This is a genomic window from Ectothiorhodospira variabilis (assembly GCF_022227625.1).
GTDB lineage: Bacteria > Pseudomonadota > Gammaproteobacteria > Ectothiorhodospirales > Ectothiorhodospiraceae > Ectothiorhodospira > Ectothiorhodospira haloalkaliphila.
This window is the reverse complement of the sequence record NZ_JAJNAO010000011.1, coordinates 89026-108330: the sequence shown is the minus strand read 5'-3', so window position 1 is coordinate 108330 and position 19305 is coordinate 89026. Positions and strand designations below refer to the sequence as shown.

Here is a 19305-nt window from a genome sequence, read left to right as displayed (position 1 = left end):
CAGATTGGCTGCCAGCATGCGATAAAGTGAGCAGAGCATTCTCCTTCAGGTACCCAGAGTGGGGGCAAGCCACAATGGATCAGCGTCCACCGAGGCAACCGCCGACCAGTGGCAAGGCATCCCCAGAATCCAACGCCCCCCTGCCCGGCGGTGAAGAGCATTACCGACTCCTGGTCGAGCAGCAGAATGACTTGGTCGTCAAGGTCGATTGCGAGGGCCGTTTCCTCTACGTGAACCCGGGCTATTGCAGCACCTTCGGGAAGCGCGAAGAGGATCTGATCGGCCAACGTTTCATGCCCTTGGTTCATCCCGATGACCAGGCCCATACCAACGCCGCGATGGCAAGCCTCTACCACCCGCCATACCGCTGCTATCTGGAACAACGGGCCCTGACCCAGGATGGCTGGCGCTGGTTCGGGTGGTCCGATGTGGCCGTGCTGGATGAGCGAGGAGAAGTCACTGCCATTATCGGTGTCGGTCGTGATATCCATGACCGCAAACTCGCGGAACTGCAGCTCCTGCAGACTCAACGAATGCTCGACCTCGCCCTTGAGGCCGGCGGCATCGGCACGTATACCGCCAATTTCAGCACTGGCCAGGTGTGCCCGGACCAGCGTTATCTGGCCCAGATCGGCTATCAACCCGGCGAGATCGTCATCACCGACGAGTGGTGGCGGGCGAACGTCCATCCCGAGGACCTGGCGGCCTTCGCCGAGCAAACGGGGCAAGTCATTCATGGTGGTGTGGACGACTTCACCGCCGAGTACCGTTTCCGGCATCGCGGTGGACACTGGATCTGGCTACAGGACCACGCGCGCGTCTATGAACGCAGTCCAGACGGAATCGCCGTTGCAGTCAGTGGTTTGCGGATCGACATTCACCGGCGCAAGGAGGCCGAGTTGCGCCTCGCCTACCATGCCGACCATGATCCACTGACCGGACTGCTCAATCGGCGTGGCATGTGGCATGTGATCCGTGGCATCCAGGCACAAGGACAGCGGGGACACCGCCCCAATGCGATCGCCATCCTTGATCTGGATTTTTTCAAACGCGTCAACGACACCTATGGTCATCTCGTGGGCGATCAACTGCTCCAGGAGGTCGCCATGGTGCTCCGAGCCAGTACCCGCGAATCCGACTGGGTCGCGCGCTGGGGTGGTGAAGAGTTTCTGATCCTGATGCCCGATACCAACGTGGCCCAGGCACGGAGTTTCATTGAGCGCCTGCGCCAGCAGATCGAGGCGGCGCCTTTTTTGATCCGCGAGCACTCGCTCCGCATCACCGTCAGCGCCGGTCTCGCCTCTTCACATCTTGAAGAACACGACAGCCATGAAGCCTTCGTCAGCCGTGCCGACATGGCGCTCTATGCGGCCAAGAAGGCCGGCCGCAACCGGGTCTGTACCGAGACCGAGGCGGACCAGGATTGAGTTGAAAGCCAACTCACCCTGTAACGTTGAAGCCGGCGCGCAGGCGCGACGCTGGAGCGCACTCAATGCCGCGGGGGGATGCAAAGCCCTGGATCATGGAAGCTTCCCACAAGAGTCGACAGCGGTCCCCCATCTCCCCGTCTTTTCAGGTCTTAGCTGGACATCACCCCCGGCCTGTTTTCCCGCTGTTGCTGCTGCCACCCCTCAGGCTCGAACACAGGCACCTCGGAGCGCGGAAGCGGATCGCGGCCCATGATGTGGTCGGCGGCCTTCTCGCCGATCATGATGGTCGGTGCATTGATGTTGCCGTTGGTGACCGTGGGCATGATGGACGAATCCACCACTCGCAGCCCCTCCACGCCGCGCACCCGACACTGCGAATCGACCACAGCGTTCTCGTCCTCGCCCATACGGCAAGTGCCACAGGCGTGGTAGGCGGTTGCAGCTGTCTGTGCCACCCAGTCATCAACTTCATCATCCGTATGCACATTCGGCCCCGGTGAGACCTCATCGCCACGGTATGGATCGAAAGCCGCTTGAGCGAAGATTTCGCGCGTCAGGCGCACCCCGTCGCGATAGGCCTGGCGGTCGGCCTCTTCCTGCAGATAGTTGAACACCAGTCGCGGGGCCTCCTCGGGGTTGGCGGACCTCAGCGTAACCGCACCGCGACTCAACGGCTTGTTGGCACCCAGATGCGCCTGAAAACCGTGACCCTTGACGGCCTTGCTGCCGTCGTAGGCGATGGCCCCAGCCAGGAAATGGTATTGCAGATCAGGCCATTTCAGCCCGGGTCGACTGCGGATGTAGGCATTGGACTCGAAATGGTTGGTCGCACCCAGGCCAGAACGGGCGAAGAACCATTGCGCACCAATCCGCAACTGGCCCAGGGGATTCAGCCAGCCATTGAGGGTGATCGGCTGCGTACAGCGCTGCTGCACCCAGACCTCCAGATGGTCCTGCAGGTTCTGCCCCACTCCGGGTAGATCGTGCACCACATCGATACCGTGCTCACGCAGCTGATCCGCCGATCCGATACCGGAAAGCATCAGCAGCTTGGGCGAATTGAAGGTGCTGGCACTGAGGACGACCTCCCGGTTGGCACCTACCCGGTGCACCTGACCTTGCTGCCGGTACTCCACGCCAACGGCCCGCTTTCCCTGCATCACCACCCGCGTGGTCAGCGCATGCATGCGCAGCGTCAGGTTGCCGCGCTTGAGGGCTGGCTTGAGGTAGGCATTGGCGGTCGAGCTGCGCACCCCGTCGCGCACGCTCATGTCCATGCGGCAAAAGCCTTCCTGCCGATAGCCATTGTAATCGCTGGTCTCACCGTAACCGGCCTGCCGACCCGCCTCGATAAAGGCCCGATACAGTGGGTTGCGCATATTGTTGCCATTGCACACACCCACCGGACCGCCGGTATCTCGATAATCATCCGCGCCGTATACACAATCCTCGGCACGGCGAAAATAGGGCAGTACATCCTCATAACCCCACCCTTTGGCACCCGCCTGCTCCCACTCCTGAAAGTCCCCGGCACAACCGCGCACATAGGCCATGCCGTTGATCGAAGAGGACCCGCCAATCACCTTGCCACGGGCATGGTGCAGGCGACGGCCAGCCAGGCCTGGCTCAGGTTCGCAGTACAACCCCCAGTCGTATTTCGGCTTGTTGAGCGGTATGGAAAAGGCCGTCGGCATCTGAATGAAGATCGAATTGTCCTTACCACCAAACTCCAGCACCAGGACCGAGTACTGACCGTCCGCACTGAGCCGATCGGCCAGCACACAGCCCGCCGAACCGGCACCCACGATGATGTAGTCGAATGCCTCTTCAAATCGTGACTCGCTCATGTATTGGACTCCTTGCCGGCGGCCTTGTCAGGCCCGTCGGGAACCTGCGTGTTGCCACCGAGACTGTGCTGCCGGGAATGGAGAAAGTCCAGATGACGTTCGTACTGGTCCAGCATATCGGCAATCAGTTGCTCCTTGCTGTAACCAGCCACATCGTAACCTTGCCCTCCTTCGCTCAGGTGGACTTCCAGCCTGTAGTAATTGGCCCGGGGCCGGGTGGCGCGCAACGGGAATGCAGGCATGCGCGCCTTGAACGGCCAGATCTGGTAGGTGAAGTCCTGCTCACCACCCAGATCAACGGTCAGCGCAATATGCAACGACTCACCCTTTTCGAACTCGACTTCGGCCTTGATGGACTGCTCACGCAACTGATCACGCACCTGCTCCATGGCCGGTCTGGCAGTATCTGCCAGGAAGCGTTGCGCCTCATTGAAATTGGGGAAGTGCATGGCACGTGCCAGACGTTGCTTCCAGCCATCCTGGCTGACTCGTCCGGTGCGGCCAGAGAGGTGGCCGGAAAGGCTGCGCTGGTGACTATCAAACTTCAGTCCCTCCAGCGTGAGTCCCTTGAACAGCCCGAACATCATCAGGAACAGCACCACAGCAAAGGGCAGCCCCATGATCACCACGGCGCTCTGCAGGGCTTCCAGGCCATCGGTCATCAGCAGGGCCAGGGTCAGCAGGCCAATGATGGCCGCCCAGAGGATGCGCATCCAGTTGGCGGCGTCCTCGTTGGGGTCTCGAATCACGGATGTCAGATTCGACAGCACCAGCGACCCGGAGTCACCCGAGGTGACAAAGAACACAATGGCCAGAATGCTCACCACTACCGTGGTCACACCCGTCCAGGGCAGGCTCTCCAGGAAAAGATAGATGGACGAGCCAGGGTTATTCATGGCCTGCTCGCCAAAGTTCTCCACACCGCTGCCGGTGGCGATCAGATCGATGGCGCTGTTACCCATGGTGGCCATCCAGGCCATCATGAAGGCCAGCGGAAGAATCAGCGTACCGGCAACAAACTCGCGAATCGTGCGTCCGCGCGAAATCCGCGCCAGGAACATGCCAACGAAAGGCCCCCAGGCAATCCACCAGGCCCAGAAGAAGACGGTCCAGGCATTGAGCCAGTCGGCGGGCGGATCAAAGGCATAGGTATTGAACGACAGGCTGACATAGCTCGACAGATAGTCGCCGATATTCATCACGAGCGCGTTCAGCAGCATCACCGTCTTGCCGGAAAACAGCACAAACAAAAGCAGCAACAGTGCCAGCAGCATATTGAACTCAGACAGTCGCCGGATGCCGCGCTCGACACCGGTGATGGCCGATATGGCTGCAAAGACCACGATCATCAGGGCCAGCACCGCTTGCGTGACCGTGCTCTCGGCAATGCCGAACATGTAATTGAGGCCGAAATTGAGCTGGATGATGCCAATGCCCAGACTTGTGGCGATGCCGAACACCGTGCCCAGCACGGCAGCAATATCCACCGAGTGCCCGATCGGCCCATAGATACGCTTGCCGATCAGTGGGTACAGCGCGGAGCGAATGGTCAGTGGCAGGCCGTGGCGGTAACTGAAAAAGGCCAGTGACATGCCCACCAGCGTGTAGATACCCCACCCGGAAAGGCCCCAGTGAAGAAAGGTCAGGCTCAAGGCCTGACGGGCGGCCTCGACAGTGCCCGCCTCACCCACCGGTGGTGCCAGATAATGACTGACCGGTTCGGCCACACAGAAAAACAGCAGGTCAATGCCGATGCCCGCGGCAAAGAGCATGGCGGCCCAGGTGAGGATGTTGAAATCCGGTCGCGAGTGTTCCGGACCAAGGCGAATACTGCCATAGCGGGACAGGCCGATGGCCACCACAAACACCAGGTAGGCGACCACGGCAATAAAATAGAACCAACCAAAGGTGTTGGAAATCCAGGCCAGTACACCGCCGATCACCGCACCGGCCTGCTCGGTAAACAACATTGCCCAAAGCGCAAAGGCTACAATGCCGACGGCTGCCCCATAAAAGACGACATGATTGAGCCCCTGGTCGGGTACCTGCCTACCTTCCGCTTCCTGAGCCATATACCCTCCTGTAACCCACCCCGCTGAAGCGCATCTGGATCACAGGAAACTTAAAACCCATTTTTTCACCCCTGTCCAGTGATTTATTCAACCGCCGCCGGACTCGCCGGCATAGGGCACCCGAGCCATCTCCACCAGGTCGCGATTGAAGGTGATCAGGTCCTCCCGATCGAGGTCCGCCAAGCGTGACCGGCCCGTGGCGCGAGCCAGCACCTGCATCAGCTGCAGGGAGGCCCCGAGGAAGCGGGCGAGCCCGGCGCTCCCTGCATCCGGATCCAGGCGCTTGCGCAGTTCCGGATCCTGAGTCGCCACACCTGTTGGGCAGCGATTGGTGTGGCAGATGCGGGCACCCACACAGCCCACTGCCTGAATGGCACTGTTGCCCAGTGCAATGCCATCGGCGCCCAGCGCCAGGGCCTTGACGAAGTCCGCCGGGGTGCGCAGCCCACCGGTGATGATCAGGGTGACCCGCCCGCTCGCACCTCGAAGGTCCAGATAACGTCGTGCGCGCGCCAGTGCGGGGATGGTCGGCACGCTGATGTGGTCCCTGAGCAGGGCCGGCGCGGCCCCGGTGCCGCCACCGCGGCCATCCAGGATCACGTAGTCAGCGCCTGCATCGAGCGCGAAGGCAAGATCCTGTTCAATGTGGTTCGCGGAGAGCTTGAAGCCAACGGGAATGCCGCCGGTGCGTTCGCGGACCGAATCCGCAAAGCGTCGGAAATCGGCGGGCGTTTCCAGGTCCGGGATCACCGGTGGCGACACCGCATCCTGGCCGGTGTTGATCCCGCGCACCTTGGCGATCTCTTCCGAGATCTTCGCGCCCGGCAACACGCCGCCGACACCGGTCTTCGCGCCTTGGCCGCCCTTGAAGTGGAAGGCCTGCACCTTATCGAGTATTTCCTCGGAGTAGCCATAACGCGCCGGCCCCAGTTCGAAGAGGTAGCGCGAGTTTTCGGCCTGTTCTTCCGGCAGCATGCCGCCTTCGCCGGAGCAGATGCCGGTACCGGCCTGTTCGGCGCCTCGCGCCAGCGCGATCTTGGCCTCGCGGGAGAGCGCACCAAAGCTCATGTCCGTGACCAACAGCGGCATCTCCAGACGCAGCGGGCGCCGGGCCTCCGGCCCGATCACCAGCGCGCTGTCCACATCCATATCGCCGTCAAGCGGGCGGCGCGCGAACTGCGCTGTCAGAATCTGAATATCATCCCAGGATGGCATCCGATCCCGCGGCACGCCCATGGCCACCGTGGGCCCCATGGCCCCCACCTCTTCCAGCCCACCTCGCGCCAGGGCATGAATGAGCTCCACGTGGGGTTCCGTCCCGGTGTTGCGCGGTGTGGGAGCGGCATCGTCGCCGGCCTCTTCCGCGTCCTCATCAAGGCCACCAAATTCCTCTCCCACCGCGCTCTCCGGCACTTGGGCGTGGGTGCCATCGCAATAGGGAAGATCGCCCGACTGCTTGCACATGCACAGCCAGTTCTTGCCATCCTTGCGGGGCTTGAACGCGATCGGCTCGATGCCGGTCCCCTGGTGGGAGCCATCGCAGAAGGGTTGATCGCTGGAGCGCCCGCAACGACAAAAGTAATACTCCTTGTCCTTTTCGAGCGGGACACCCGTGGGTTTTACTGCCGATACGATTGGCTTTGTCATCCAACCCCCTAACAATCAACTCAGGACTTGCGAGTGGTTTTATTCCAAAACGACCTGAAACCACAACACGCGATCATTCTATACAGGACCGGTATGGCCTGTGGGGACTCAAGGGCAACACCGAGACTGATCGTCACGCGCCCAACCGTCTTGAAGGCCTCTTCCTCGATGCGACGTACTCATATTGCTGTAATCCCTTGACAGTCTTGTCACAGAGCTAATGATGATTCCCCGCGAGGTTGCTCGCTGAGGCAACGCCCACTGGGGGGCGCCGCCTAAGACAAGCAACCCGTAGCAAGGCAGGTGCGTGCTTTCACTGCAAGGCAGGCTCCCCCGCGTCGAGGCTGTCCCATGCCCGGTTTCCGGGCTTGATCATCGCGTTGATCCAGTCGCGCAGGGAAACGCCGAGTGCGCCCACCCCATAGAGGTGTTCATCCGATGCGAGGAACGTATGGAAACTGCCCTCCTCGATGAAGAACCTGTAGTTCGGTACGGACGCCGTCTGTTGGACGATGTACTGCAGTCCGGCATACCACTCAGAGGGGCTGATCGGCTGCTGGGCTGAAGGGAGGCTGGCCGCATAGAACTGGATCTGCACACCATCCAGATTCGGCGACACCGAAGCGAGGCGTGCTTCGGGTCGGTAATCACCCAATGCCTGGAACATCAACGGTTTGAAGGCCAGCGCGTTCCCTGTAGCACCGCCCAGGAACACGTCGGGGTCACTGAAGGCGGGCACCCAGGACGGCAATCCATCGGCAAAGCCCCAGCGCTCATCACCGCTGCCGTCGTAGATCACCTGGCCATAGAAATCATCGGTCTGCACACCCATGGCGGAGTCCGAGATCAGGTTCAGACGCGTGCGGGGACTCGTTTCCTCGGCGATATAGCCGAAAGCCAGCGTAGCGCCATACCCCCCAGCACTGAGGCCGGTCACGGTAACGTCCTTAGCGCTTGCGAAATCCACAGCCAACCGCTTCCCGTTCCTACTCACGCTCGTGTTCAGCATGTGAATCGTGGCCAAAAGGTTATCAACACCGCGATGGTGGATCGTCCAGGACAACGATCCTTCGTCGGTGGTGAGTTCATACTCTGCATCCCGGGTGCCGAAGTGAATATCGCCGGTGCAATAGGGCACGAAGACCTTGGTGTAATTGGCGAAGGGATTGCCAGGGTTGTCAGAATCGAGCACGCCGCCGATGTTAGCCAAGTCTCCTATCATCCCGTCGACGGTCTGGACGTAAGTGGACTCTCCGATCAGCGGCGAACCAATGCAGGTCTCGGCATTCCAGCATGCGCCACCTCCATCCATGAAAAACAGAATGCGGTTGGGATTGCCCTGCTGCACGAAGAAGGCAAAATTTGTGTCTGCTGGTTTGAGATTGTCGGGGCTAGGCGGCATTTCCGGATTGATCAGGGTCGGCCCGCCTGAGCATGACGGAGAAACTTCCCGCTCGCTTCCGTCCGCGAGCAACACGGTCATACTGTCTGGAACATCAATACGCTGCCAGGGCTTGCCCGCGATCGCCGCTGGTGCGAAACAGACTGCCCCAAAGCCCAGCAGTAGTACGCCCCCATTCAACGCTTTTTTCAACTGGAACATGCTGATTTCTCCCTTGCTACCGTTATCCAAGTATCTCCGCGCCGTGATTGCACCCTGTAGGCCAAAGGGCGGCCCGGGCGGTCTGCATCTCCAGGGTATTGTGGCTCCCCAAAAGACGCTTCACCGCGTCCCCCGAGCTTACGGCACCGAGCATCCGGTATGCCAATGGCTTTTGGAACTGCTCGCGTCAAGCGCCCATTGTGTATGCCCGTGGAGACGGGGTCGCCGCGGCTCTGGCTCGCTCAGGAGGGCGCACTCGGGCGTCATGCAACGTCTTCATCGGCTCATGGACACAGCGGCGGCGACCTGAGTGAGCATGGCCCGGTCGTGGCCCCCGAGAACCGCGTAGTCGATCGACTCGTCGCTCCAGTAGGCGACCGTCTGTTTTCCCTGGCGCGACACGCGCAGCGGGATTTCGGGCATGCCTTCCTCATGCGCGGAAATGAGCACCGATAGGCGCTGACCTTCGGCGTTCTCGTAGATGAACAGCCCGCTCGGCCCGTTCTGCGTTCCCAGGAGCCGCGCGCCGACCACCTCAAGACCCAGGTTATCCAGCTTGGGGCTGTCGACCTTGCGCTGCATCTGCGCCGATAACCAGCCCACCGCCTGCTCCATCTCGTCGGCACGAAACTCCACCGGATATCGATCATCATGGGCGAACACCTGATGGGCCGACAGCGCCTCGGCGACGTAATCCGGGTGATCGGGCACGCTCAGCCGCTCATAGCCCATGTGCGCCCCCCAGCCCAGGACGAAGATGGCCACCGAGGCGGCGAACTGGCCGAGCCTCGGCGAAGCCAGACGTGCATGCCGCTGGCGCTCTGCCAGCCGGCGTGCCAGGTCGCGCTCCAGGGCAGCGGTGCGCAGGTTGGAGTCACCGGTGTCCAGCACGTCGGCAGCGTCGCGGATGAGATTGCGGTGATGCTGCCACTGTGCCGCGGCGTCGGAGAGGGTTTCGTCCCCTGCCAGCCGCGCCTCCACTTCAGCGGCGGCCTCCGGCGATAGGCGGCCGTCCAGGTAGGCCTGTAGTTCGGGATAGTGTACGTGATCGGGTATGGGGTCGTCATTGCGTTGCATGATGGTCTCCTCAGGCTGAAAGACTGTCATTCCGGGATTGGGGCTGATCCATGAGTCTGCGCAGGGCCTCGCGGCCGCGGCCAAGCCGCGACATGAAGGTGCCCAGCGGCACATCGAGACTGCAGGCCGCCTCCTTGTAGCTCATACCCTCAAGCGCCACGAGCACGATGGGCGTGCGTTGTGCCTCGGGCAGCTGGTCCAGTGCCGCGAGCACCTGGCGCAGGTCCGCATGATGCGACTGCGTCTCCGGGGAAATCGGCTCGGGCAGATCGGCCGCAGCGGCCTCACGGACCTGCCGGCGACGTATCTCGCTGACATGGGTGTTGTGCAGGATCCGAAAAAGCCACGGACGCAGCGCGGTGCCAGGCTGCCAGGTCTCCGCCCGGGCGATGGCCTTGGTCAACGTCTCCTGCACCAGGTCCTCGGCCGCATCGCGGTTGCGGGTCAGCACCAGCGCGTAGCGGCGCAGGCTCTGGATATGTGTGTGAAGCTCGCTCTTCAGGCTCATGGCGGAACTCCCATCCGGCGCTCGTGATGTCACCCTGCTCGGTGCGTTGTTACGTCATCGTATGAGCGGATAAAACGCGGCACGCTCGGATTTCATCCCTGCCGGATGAGATTTTTTTGCGCGGCCGCCCCGGGTGGGATGAAACCGCGCGCCCGCGCGTTCTCTGGATAAGCATCAACGGACAGGAGCCACCATGTACCAAGATCTGATACCCCAACCCCCAACACTGATGCGACGCCGCAGGGTCTCCTTGCGCGCGCGCATCTTTGGCACGGGTCTGCTCTCCGTGACCAAGCGCAGCACGCTCATGCTGACGATTGCGTTCGGGCTCTACTTCGGCGTGGCGGGCAGCATGATGAACCGGATCGATGCCGACCCGAGCTTCACCCCGCCCACCCCGATCGAGGGGGGAAGCCGCGCGGTGGACATGGCGGCTGCCCTGATCGAGCGCGAGACCATCACCCATCGCTGGAGCCCCAACGACCCATTCTTCTACCCCACGGCCTTTCACATCAACATGCCCAGCTTCCAGAGTGGAATGATGCGAGGGGTGGGCCGTTTCACCCTCGAACTGGAAACCCAGATCGGACGGCTGCGAGGCTCGGGGGCGATTGACAATGATCTTGAACGGGCGGCGGGGCTGTTGCAGTTCCCACCCGATGTCTGGTTGTTCGATCTCAACCAGTCACTCCTGCCCGTGCAGCCGGCCGATGCGCAATACCGGGCCGCTCACGCCGCCCTGATCAACTACAACCAGCGCGTAGCCCGGGGAGAGGCCGTCTTTGAAACGCGCAGCGACGCCCTGGTGATGACCGTGGACCGCATCGCCACCGACCTGGGCTCACGGGCGGCCCGGCTGGATGCCCTGGTGGATACCGACCCATTCATCATCAACTTCACATCCAACCGCATGCTCTACTTCAACAAGGGCATGAGCTATGCGTTCTATCTGCTGCTGCGTGAACTGGGCGAGGACTATCAGAGCGTGATCGCCGCCCACGGACTCGAGCGGGTCTGGGCACAGGCCATCGACAGTCTGCGCCGGGCCTCACAACTGCAGCCGCGGGTGGTGCTCAACGGCAGTGGGGCCAACAGCATTGTCGCCAATCACCTGCAACTGCAGGGGTTCTACCTCAAGCGTGCCGTCCTTCAGCTGGACGAGATCAGCCGCGTGGTGCGCGCCACCCGGTAAAGATGAACACCCCGAGGGAAACACCATCCCTCGGGGTGTTGGCGGCTCGGGACGTCCTACTCGTGCCTGATCACCCGCCGCGACCCACCCGACTTCACCACCTCCAGCACGACGGGACTGACCTGAAGCTCCCTTTGGGCACGGGCCGCCAGGTCTTCCACATCCAGGGCCAGGGTGCGCCGGCTCATGCCGATCCGGCTGAGCTGGCGCTCGGATAGCCGCATCAAGGTGGCGGTGATCACCGCCATATCACGTTTTTCCAGCCAGGACTCGTCGGCCTGGGCATTGCGCTGACACACCCGGCTCCACAGGCCGAGCAACCCATCGCCACAACGCCGCCCCAGGGCGGCGGTGGACGTCTTCATATCGGGCAGATAGCTGAGCATTGCGTTCATGTCCTCGTTCTGGTGCATCCACCCGAAGAACGCTGCTGGCGGGAAGATAATCCCTTCATCTTCCTGCGTGATTGCGTCATGGCTTGATCACTACCGACTCGACCCTCGGGATGAAGCGCCCCCCCTCGCGCGTTCTTATCGACGAACAAGCCAGGCTTCAGCGCGCGCAACGGTTGGCAGCCCGAGCGGGCGCCTTCCTGGCGCGAACAGGTGATCCGGCTGCCCACCACGGAGACGCATCATGAACCAGTACGCTGACCGCCTTTCAGCAACGCCCCAGCCACTCCTGGAGCGGCCCGCCAGCCGCCCTGTCCAGTTCCCCCTTGGCGTGCATGGGCAAGGGGCAGGCCATGGGCTCCCCGCGCGGCTAACCCGGGAGGCCGATCTTCCCGGCATCGTCGTGGATGCCCACCCACCGCGTGGCGTCCGCCGCCACATTGCCCGTGCAGGTTTCAGCCTGGCCGTCCTTGCGGGGCTGTGGGTGGCGCTCACCGGCGGGACGGCCCAGGGCTGGATGATCGGTGGCCCGGCCATCCTGGCCGCGACGGCGCTGATCTTTCTCTACCCGGCGCCACCACGCTGGCGCCTCTCGCCGGTGGGGGCACTGCGCTTTGGCCCCTGGTTCGCGCTGCGTCTGCTGCTGGGGGCACTCGACGTCGCCCGGCGAGCCCTTGGGCGGCGTCCCTGTCTGGCGCCTGGTTGCCGGGTGTTTCGCACCCGGCTGCCGGAAGGGGCGCCGCGGCTGCTGTTCGCCAACGTCATCACCCTGCTGCCGGGCACCCTGACGGCGGGGCTCCATGACGAGCTCCTGCTCATCCACATGCTGGACACGGACGCCGATCTCGAGGCGCAGCTACGTCCGCTTGAGGCCCGTGTCGCCGCCCTCTTCGGGCTGCGCACGGTTCCCCCACACCTGGCCCTGGAGAACACCCCATGACCCTCGCACTCTCCATCATCGCGCTGGTGCTGCTCGCCTCGATCCTCGCGGGACTCGTCCCGGTCCTGCGCGGACCGCAACCGGCAGAGCGCATGCTGGCGGCGCAGCTCCTGGGGACCGCGGCGGTGGCGATCCTGCTGATCCTTTCGCTGTTGATGGAAATGCCCGTGCTTCTGGATGTGGCCCTGGTCTTCGCGCTTCTCGCGGCCATCACCCTGATCTGCTTCGTCGTCGTCACCCGCAGGGAGGATCACTGATGTCCATCGAGCTTCTGGCCCTCGTGCTGATTGCGGCTGGCGCGGCCTTCTTTGTGGTCGGCACCATCGGGCTGCTGCGCTTTCCCGACACCCTGTGCCGGCTGCATGCCCTGACCAAGGCCGATGGGCTGGGCCTGGGCCTCACCTGTCTCGGGGTGGCCCTGCTGGCCGGCTCGGTCGGCGAGATGCTGCGGATCCTGCTGATATGGGGCCTGGTCGCCGTCTCCAGCGCGGTCTCCGGTCATCTGATCGCGGGCCATGTGCTGCGCTCGAACGCCCCGGTCCGGGGACGCTGACATGATCGATCCGCTCCTGCTCTTCGATGTGATCCTCGGACTCGCCATCGTCTCGCTGGCCGTGACCGTGCTCGTGGTGCGGGATCGGTTCGCGATGATAGTGCTGGTGATCGTGTTCGGGCTGATGAGCGCGCTGGCCTGGGTGCGTCTGGCCGCCCCGGATGTGGCGCTGGCCGAGGCCGCCATCGGCACCGGGCTGACCGGGGCACTGCTGCTCGCCACCTGGCGGCAGGTGCGCACCGAGCCGGAGCGCTGGCCGGCGCTGCCTCAGGGCGTGATGGTGATCAACATGGGGCTTTGCGCCCTTGTCCTCGCCGGGCTGGTCGGGGCCTTTCTGGCCACGCCGCTGGGAACACCCGGGCTGGGCGTGGCGGTCGCGGACAACCTGGCCGACAGCGGCGTGGAGCATCCGGTGACCGCCGTCCTGCTGAATTTCCGTGCCTACGACACGCTGATGGAGGTGGTGGTGTTGCTGGTGGCCGTGATCGCGGTGTGGATGATCGACCGCGGCGTCAGTCAGGCGCCGCAGCCGACACTGGGGCCAGAACTGGGTGATCTTCCTCGCGGCTTCGCCCGCCTCGTGCTGCCGGCGATAACGGTCATCGGCGCCTACCTGCTCTGGGTGGGGACTTCGGCGCCGGGCGGGGCCTTTCAGGGCGGCGCGGTGCTGGCGGCCGTGGGCATTCTGCTGCTGCTCACCCAGCGGTATCAGCCACAGCCGTCGCATCGGCCGCTGGCGCGGGGGGTGTTCGTCCTGGGCGCGGCGGGCTTTGCCACCGTGGCGCTGCTGGTGGCCGGCGGGGGACGGGTGCCGTTCGAATACCCGGCCGATCACGCCAAAACGCTGATCCTGTTGATCGAGGGACTGGTCACCCTCTCCATCGCCGCGACGCTGGCGGCGCTCTTCCACGGCCGCGAGCCCGAAGCGATCTCTACCCAGGGGGGCCGTTCATGAGCACTGGACTGATCTTCGGCCTGACCGGCCTGGGCGTCTTTGTGGTGGGGCTGTGCGGCGCGCTCGTGCTGGTGGATCCGCTGCGCCGCTTGCTGGCCCTGAAGCTGTGCTCGGTGGGGGCCGGTTTCATGCTCGTGGTCGCCGCCTGGAAGGCGCCGCCAGAGGCCCCTGATCCGGTACCGCATGCCCTGGTGATCACCGGGATCGTGGTGATGATCAGCGCCACCGCCGTGGCCCTCGCCCTCATCCGTCGCCTGCACACCCTGGAGCACGAGCACCATGATTGAGATGCCGGCCATCGACTGGCTGACCGCCGTCGTCTTCGCCCCACTGGCAGGCGCGATACTGGCCTTCCTGCTGCCCCGCCAGGCCCATTGGGTGGGTGTGGGCGCGGTCGTGCTCACCGCGCTGATGGCCAGCGCGCTGGTGCTGCAGGTGCTGACCGAGGGGGCTGTGGTCACACCCTTGGGCAACTGGGGGGCACCGCTGGGGATCGATCTGCGGGCCGATGGCTTGAGTGCGACACTGATGGCCATGACCACGGGGGTCGGGTTGCTGGTCAGCCTCGGCGCACTGAACAGCTACGCCCATCACCGCGCCCCGGAGCGCATGCGTCGTTACTTCTGGCCCCTGTGGCTGTTGTTGCTCAGCGGTCTGAATGGCGTCTACCTCTCCACGGACCTGTTCAACCTCTACGTGATGCTGGAGGTGATTTCCCTGGCCGCCGTCGGGCTCACGGTGCTTTCGGGCCGGATCGAGGCGGTGCGCGCGGGGCTTGAGTACATGTATGCCTCGATCCTGGGGGCACTGCTGTTCCTTCTGGGCGTGGGGTTCGTGTATCTGGAACTCGGCCGGCTGGACTTTGCGGGGCTGCTGGCGGCCCCGCCATCCCCCGCGCTGGGGGCCGCGCTGGCGCTGATGGTCGCCGGGCTGGCGCTCAAGACGGCCCTGTTCCCGCTCCACGTGTGGCTGCCCCAGGCCCACGCCAATGCCACCGCGCCGGCCTCGGCACTGCTCTCGGCGCTGGTGGTCAAGGCATCGCTCTATATCGTGCTGCGCCTGGCGCAGTACCTGCTGCCACTCTCGGAGGTGCTGGTCGCGCTCATCGGACTGCTGGGGGTGGGTGCGATCCTGTGGGGCTCGATCCAGGCGCTGCGCGCCGAACGGCTGAAGCTGCTGGTGGCCTGGTCCACAGTGGCCCAGATCGGGCTCGTCTTCGTGGCCTTTGCCCGTGCCGGCGCCGACGGAGTGGCGGAAAGCTGGAAGGCCGCCGCGCTGCTGATGCTGGCCCATGCCATCGCCAAGGCGGCGATGTTCCTGGCCGCCGGGCGCATCAAGGAGGAGATCGGCCATGACCGCATCCGTGAACTCGACCGCTCCCCGGTGCGCCCCACCCTGGCGCAGCTCAGCTTTGCCCTGGCCGCCATCAGCCTGGTGGGCCTGCCACCTAGCCTGGGCTTTGCGGGCAAGTGGATCCTGATGGAAGGGGCGATGACCAGCGGATACTGGCACTGGATCGCGGTGACCATGATCGCGACCATGCTGAGCGTGGCCTATTTCTCCCGGGTTCTCACCGGCTTCCTGCGCTTCGACCGGCAGCGCACCACCGTGGGTGAGCATCAGGGCTGGGCGCTGGCCGACGCGGCACCGCTGACTCTGGCCCTGTGTGCGCTCGGCCTGGGCCTGCTGGCCGCGCCGATCCTGGCCTTCATGAACATCGGCTATCCCTTCGGCGGTGCGCCATGAACAATGCTTCGCTGTTGCCGTTGATCATTCTGCTCATCCCGCTGTGCGCGGCCCCCGTATTGCTGGCATTGCCCGAGCGCAGTGCCGGCCTGCGCACGGCCATCAATCTGGGCGCGGCCCTGGTCAAGGTCCTGCTGGTGGCCTGGCTGAGCTGGAAGGTGAGCCAGGGCGTGATCTACGACCTGCGGTGGACGGTGCTGCCGGGGCTGGACCTCAACCTTCAGGCCGATCCGCTGGCCATCCTGTTCATTGCCCTCTCGGCGGTGCTGTGGCTGATCACCACGGTGTATGCGGTGGGCTACCTGGAGAAGGGTCCGCACCGGGCACGCTTCTTCGGGTTCTTCAGCCTCTGCGTGGCCGCCACGGTGGGGATCGCGCTGGCGGGCAATCTGTTCACGTTTCTGCTGTTCTACGAGATGCTTACCCTGGCCACCTACCCGCTGGTGATCCATTACGGCACCGCTGCGGCGCTGCGGGCGGGGCGCATCTACCTGATCTACACCCTGGGCGGGGGACTGGTGCTGCTGCTGGGCACACTCGGGCTCTGGGTGCTGGCGGGCAGCACCGATTTCGTGCCCGGCGGCATCCTGGAAGGGGTTGCCGAAGACACCCCCCTGGCCGCGCAACTGCTGTTCGCCGTGCTCATCATCGGGCTGGGAGTGAAGGCGGCGATGGTGCCGCTGCACAGCTGGCTGCCCGTTGCCATGGTGGCCCCGGCGCCGGTGTCCGCACTGCTGCACGCGGTGGCGGTGGTCAAGGCCGGCGCCTTCGGCATCATCCGCGTGGTCTATGAGGTCTACGGGATCGAGACGGCCCAGGCCCTGGGGCTGACCACCGCGCTGGCTGTCCTGGCCGCCATCACCATCCTCTACGGTTCGATCCGCGCGCTGGGCCAGGACGACATCAAGCGCCGCCTGGCCTGGTCCACGGTCAGCCAGGTGAGCTACATCGCCCTGGGTGTCGCCCTTGCCAGCCCCATTGCGGCCATGGGCGCGCTCGCCCATCTGATCCATCAGGGCATCATGAAGATCACCCTGTTCATGGTGGCGGGCAACCTGGCCGAGGGGCTGGGTATCAAGCAGGTGAGCCGGATGAATGGCGTGGGCCTGATCATGCCGGGCTCGATGGCGGCGTTCACGCTGGCGGCTCTGGGCATGATCGGCCTGCCGCCATTGGCGGGATTCGTGAGCAAATGGTATCTGGCCGCGGGTGGGCTCGATGCCGGGCAAGGCTGGGTGATCCCCCTCCTGCTGGGCTCCAGCCTGCTCAATGCCGCCTATTTTCTGCCCATGCTCCACCGGGCCTGGTTCAGGCAACCGGACACCGCGCCACAGGAGGCGCCGGTGCGTCGGCCCGTCGGCTGGATGCTGGCCGCGCCGCCCATCGCCACCGCCGCCCTGGTGCTGGTGGCCGGGGGCCTGGCCAATGCGCCCTTCAGCCCGCTTGAATGGACCCGCTTCATCGTCACCCTGGAATATTCGGCGGAGGCATTCTGATGAAGATCGTGTTTATCCTGCCCCTGTTGCTGCCCACCCTGCTGGCCATGCTGATGGTGTTTCCGGCGGCGCGGCCCTTCATCTGGCGGCTGATGCCGCTGGCGGCGCTGCCGGCCCTGTTGCTGGCACTCCTGGCCCCCATACCGCTCGGTGTGCGCGGCGATTGGTTGCTGATGGGGGCTTCCTTCGGGCTGGATGAGGTCTCGCGGCTGTTCCTGGGTTTCACCGCGCTGTTGTGGATCGCGGCCGGGGCCGCAGCGCGGGAATGGTTCAGCGGCACGCCGGGCGAGCGCGGTTTCGCGGTATGCTTCCTGCTGGCGATGACGGGTAATCTGGGACTGATCATCGCCCAGGATGCCCTCGGTTTTTACGCCTTCTTTGCGCTCATGAGCTTCGCCTCCTATGGACTGGTGGTGCAGGCCCGCTCGCAGGCAGCCTTCGAGGCGGGCCGGCTGTACATCGCCTTCGTCATCCTGGGGGAACTGGCCCTGTTTGCCGGCCTTGCGCTTGCCGCCAGCGAGGCGGGCTCACGGCTGCTGGCAGATCTGCGCAGCGCCGAACTCTCGGGGCTCAGCGCATCCCTTCTGCTCCTGGGCTTTTCGGTCAAGCTCGGCATCATGCCGCTTCACTTCTGGCTGCCACCGGCCCACGGTGCGGCCCCGGTGCCCGCCAGCGCCGTGCTGTCGGGGGCCATGATCAAGGCCGGGCTCTTCGGTATGCTGGCCACCCTGCCCCTGGGCACGCAGGCACTGCCCGACCACGGCACGGTGATGATGGCGACGGGGCTCATCACCATTTTCGCCGCGGTGCTGCTGGGGTTGAACCAGCAAAGCCCCAAGACAGTGCTGGGCTTTTCCAGCGTCAGCCAGATGGGATTGATCGCGCTGGGACTGGGGGCCGGGCTGATGGCACCCGCCGCCTGGCCGGCGCTGCTGGCGGTGCTGGTGTTCATGGCAGCCCATCATGCCCTCGCCAAGGGCGCCCTCTTTCTCGGGGCCGGGCTGTTCGGTGCCCAAATAGGGCAGAGCGGGCGCGTGCTGGCCCTCATCATCGTGGCCGTGCCGGCGCTGGTGCTGGCGGGCGCACCCGCCACCTCTGGTGCCCTGGCAAAGGAGGCGCTGAAATCGGCCCTCGCGGACGGATCCGAGGCCTGGCTTCCCTGGCTGATCGTGGGGCTGACGCTGTCGGGGCTGGCCACCACCCTGCTCATGGCACGCTTTGGCATCACCCTGTGGTGCAAGCCCCCGGCCGCCCCGTCCATTGCCGTTCCCGAGGGGTTGGTTCTGTCGACCCTGGGTCTGGTCATGGCGGCGGCGGCGCTTCCGTTCATCTGGCCCACAGCCGCCGGCTCCCTCGCCGCACCCCTCAGTGCAGCGGGACCGACCGAGGCGTGGCCACTGCTTCTGGGCGCGACGCTGGCCCTGGGTGCATGGGTTCGTGCCCGTGCCCTTGAGATCGGCCCCCAGGTGTTTCTGGACCAGATCACCCGCCCCTTTGTGTTGGTCGCCAGGGGTGCCAATCGATTCATTGCCGGCAAACGCCGCACTGCGGCGCGTATCGCGCACAGCGTCCCGACAGTCGTCGGCGAGCACGCCAGCCGCTGGAGGCTCGGTCAGACGGCGGTTCTCGCGCTGATCGTGGCCGTGCTGATCATCGAAGCAGGTCGGGCCCCAGGCGAGCAGGCATCCCACATGGCCCCGGTGCCACCCGACCCGGGGGTCACGTCATGGCGGGAAACGGGTTAACTCTCATGCATCACGGTGGTTAGGCACCCCCGATGATGAAAGATACATTACGAGCCCCTCTCCCCTCAGGGGAGAGGGGTTGGGGTGAGGGGCGAGGACCGG

At 64.4% G+C, this 19305-nt stretch carries 17 protein-coding genes; 10 read left to right on the top strand and 7 right to left on the bottom strand.

Going from position 1 to position 19305, the window contains the following annotated elements; all coding sequences use genetic code 11:
* Nucleotides 1-74: 74 nt before the first annotated feature.
* Complete coding sequence (locus LPW30_RS11785; RefSeq protein WP_239821871.1) at nt 75-1427, top strand: sensor domain-containing diguanylate cyclase; 1353 nt, start codon at nt 75-77, stop codon at nt 1425-1427.
* A 152-nt stretch (nt 1428-1579) separates the two neighbouring features.
* Here LPW30_RS11785 and betA read toward each other — a convergent pair whose 3' ends face one another.
* The 6 genes from betA to LPW30_RS11755 form a co-directional block, all read right to left on the bottom strand.
* Complete coding sequence (gene betA, locus LPW30_RS11780; RefSeq protein ID WP_238625867.1) at nt 1580-3277, bottom strand: choline dehydrogenase; 1698 nt, start codon at nt 3275-3277, stop codon at nt 1580-1582.
* Entirely contained in the window at nt 3274-5349 is a 2076-nt protein-coding gene (gene betT / locus LPW30_RS11775) for a choline BCCT transporter BetT (protein ID WP_025280878.1), read from the bottom strand. The genes betA and betT overlap by 4 nt, the downstream gene beginning before the upstream one ends.
* Nucleotides 5350-5436: 87 nt before the next feature.
* The gene (locus tag LPW30_RS11770; protein ID WP_239680940.1) at nt 5437-6996 is read right to left on the bottom strand and encodes a glutamate synthase-related protein; all 1560 of its coding nucleotides are present in this window, start codon (nt 6994-6996) and stop codon (nt 5437-5439) included.
* A gap of 313 nt (nt 6997-7309) precedes the next feature.
* Nucleotides 7310-8599 (bottom strand): pectin acetylesterase-family hydrolase, encoded by a 1290-nt coding sequence (locus LPW30_RS11765; protein WP_239680939.1) that lies wholly within the window; start codon nt 8597-8599, stop codon nt 7310-7312.
* A 276-nt stretch (nt 8600-8875) separates the two neighbouring features.
* On the bottom strand, nt 8876-9676 hold the full coding sequence (locus tag LPW30_RS11760) for an anti-sigma factor family protein (protein ID WP_239680938.1): 801 nt from the start codon (nt 9674-9676) through the stop codon (nt 8876-8878).
* Between the two features lie 10 nt (nt 9677-9686).
* Nucleotides 9687-10184 carry a sigma-70 family RNA polymerase sigma factor gene (locus tag LPW30_RS11755; RefSeq protein WP_025280874.1) on the bottom strand — a complete coding sequence of 166 codons (498 nt, stop codon included), beginning with the start codon at nt 10182-10184 and terminating at the stop codon, nt 9687-9689.
* A gap of 193 nt (nt 10185-10377) precedes the next feature.
* Here LPW30_RS11755 and LPW30_RS11750 point away from each other — a divergent pair, with 193 nt between their 5' ends.
* Nucleotides 10378-11376, top strand: coding sequence for a DUF2333 family protein (locus LPW30_RS11750; RefSeq protein WP_025280873.1), 999 nt, complete (start codon nt 10378-10380; stop codon nt 11374-11376).
* 56 nt (nt 11377-11432) lie between these two features.
* On the opposite strand, the gene LPW30_RS11745 is transcribed toward LPW30_RS11750, so the two are convergent.
* Nucleotides 11433-11771, bottom strand: a complete 339-nt coding sequence (locus LPW30_RS11745; protein ID WP_239680937.1) for a hypothetical protein — start codon at nt 11769-11771, stop codon at nt 11433-11435.
* A 241-nt stretch (nt 11772-12012) separates the two neighbouring features.
* Between LPW30_RS11745 and LPW30_RS11740 the strand changes: the two genes are divergently transcribed.
* From LPW30_RS11740 to LPW30_RS11705, 8 genes are read left to right on the top strand one after another with little or no spacing between them, the layout of a single operon-like run.
* Complete coding sequence (locus tag LPW30_RS11740) at nt 12013-12708, top strand: Na+/H+ antiporter subunit E (protein ID WP_239680936.1); 696 nt, start codon at nt 12013-12015, stop codon at nt 12706-12708.
* Nucleotides 12705-12965: an MrpF/PhaF family protein gene (locus LPW30_RS11735; RefSeq protein ID WP_025280870.1), complete on the top strand. Its 261-nt coding sequence runs from the start codon at nt 12705-12707 to the stop codon at nt 12963-12965. Before LPW30_RS11740 ends, LPW30_RS11735 begins: the two co-directional genes overlap by 4 nt.
* Nucleotides 12965-13261, top strand: a complete 297-nt coding sequence (locus tag LPW30_RS11730; RefSeq protein WP_239680935.1) for a cation:proton antiporter — start codon at nt 12965-12967, stop codon at nt 13259-13261. Before LPW30_RS11735 ends, LPW30_RS11730 begins: the two co-directional genes overlap by 1 nt.
* A gap of 1 nt (nt 13262) precedes the next feature.
* Nucleotides 13263-14216 (top strand): hydrogenase subunit MbhD domain-containing protein, encoded by a 954-nt coding sequence (locus tag LPW30_RS11725; RefSeq protein ID WP_239680934.1) that lies wholly within the window; start codon nt 13263-13265, stop codon nt 14214-14216.
* Nucleotides 14213-14503, top strand: coding sequence for an NADH-quinone oxidoreductase subunit K (locus LPW30_RS11720; protein WP_239680933.1), 291 nt, complete (start codon nt 14213-14215; stop codon nt 14501-14503). Before LPW30_RS11725 ends, LPW30_RS11720 begins: the two co-directional genes overlap by 4 nt.
* On the top strand, nt 14496-15962 hold the full coding sequence (locus LPW30_RS11715) for a complex I subunit 5 family protein (RefSeq protein WP_084306927.1): 1467 nt from the start codon (nt 14496-14498) through the stop codon (nt 15960-15962). The genes LPW30_RS11720 and LPW30_RS11715 overlap by 8 nt, the downstream gene beginning before the upstream one ends.
* Nucleotides 15959-17458 (top strand): complex I subunit 5 family protein, encoded by a 1500-nt coding sequence (locus LPW30_RS11710; RefSeq protein WP_239680932.1) that lies wholly within the window; start codon nt 15959-15961, stop codon nt 17456-17458. The genes LPW30_RS11715 and LPW30_RS11710 overlap by 4 nt, the downstream gene beginning before the upstream one ends.
* On the top strand, nt 17458-19203 hold the full coding sequence (locus LPW30_RS11705; RefSeq protein WP_239680931.1) for a complex I subunit 5 family protein: 1746 nt from the start codon (nt 17458-17460) through the stop codon (nt 19201-19203). Before LPW30_RS11710 ends, LPW30_RS11705 begins: the two co-directional genes overlap by 1 nt.
* Nucleotides 19204-19305: the final 102 nt, after the last annotated feature.

Coding starts and splice junctions, on each gene's coding strand:
- LPW30_RS11765 (WP_239680939.1), bottom strand. CDS start 8,599: ATGTTCCAGTTGAAAAAAGCGTTGAATGGGGGCGTACTACTGCTGGGC.
- betT (WP_025280878.1), bottom strand. CDS start 5,349: ATGGCTCAGGAAGCGGAAGGTAGGCAGGTACCCGACCAGGGGCTCAAT.
- LPW30_RS11705 (WP_239680931.1), top strand. CDS start 17,458: ATGAAGATCGTGTTTATCCTGCCCCTGTTGCTGCCCACCCTGCTGGCC.
- LPW30_RS11755 (WP_025280874.1), bottom strand. CDS start 10,184: ATGAGCCTGAAGAGCGAGCTTCACACACATATCCAGAGCCTGCGCCGC.
- betA (WP_238625867.1), bottom strand. CDS start 3,277: ATGAGCGAGTCACGATTTGAAGAGGCATTCGACTACATCATCGTGGGT.
- LPW30_RS11785 (WP_239821871.1), top strand. CDS start 75: ATGGATCAGCGTCCACCGAGGCAACCGCCGACCAGTGGCAAGGCATCC.
- LPW30_RS11760 (WP_239680938.1), bottom strand. CDS start 9,676: ATGCAACGCAATGACGACCCCATACCCGATCACGTACACTATCCCGAA.
- LPW30_RS11720 (WP_239680933.1), top strand. CDS start 14,213: ATGAGCACTGGACTGATCTTCGGCCTGACCGGCCTGGGCGTCTTTGTG.
- LPW30_RS11725 (WP_239680934.1), top strand. CDS start 13,263: ATGATCGATCCGCTCCTGCTCTTCGATGTGATCCTCGGACTCGCCATC.
- LPW30_RS11730 (WP_239680935.1), top strand. CDS start 12,965: ATGTCCATCGAGCTTCTGGCCCTCGTGCTGATTGCGGCTGGCGCGGCC.
- LPW30_RS11750 (WP_025280873.1), top strand. CDS start 10,378: ATGTACCAAGATCTGATACCCCAACCCCCAACACTGATGCGACGCCGC.
- LPW30_RS11710 (WP_239680932.1), top strand. CDS start 15,959: ATGAACAATGCTTCGCTGTTGCCGTTGATCATTCTGCTCATCCCGCTG.
- LPW30_RS11740 (WP_239680936.1), top strand. CDS start 12,013: ATGAACCAGTACGCTGACCGCCTTTCAGCAACGCCCCAGCCACTCCTG.
- LPW30_RS11770 (WP_239680940.1), bottom strand. CDS start 6,996: ATGACAAAGCCAATCGTATCGGCAGTAAAACCCACGGGTGTCCCGCTC.
- LPW30_RS11745 (WP_239680937.1), bottom strand. CDS start 11,771: ATGAACGCAATGCTCAGCTATCTGCCCGATATGAAGACGTCCACCGCC.
- LPW30_RS11715 (WP_084306927.1), top strand. CDS start 14,496: ATGATTGAGATGCCGGCCATCGACTGGCTGACCGCCGTCGTCTTCGCC.
- LPW30_RS11735 (WP_025280870.1), top strand. CDS start 12,705: ATGACCCTCGCACTCTCCATCATCGCGCTGGTGCTGCTCGCCTCGATC.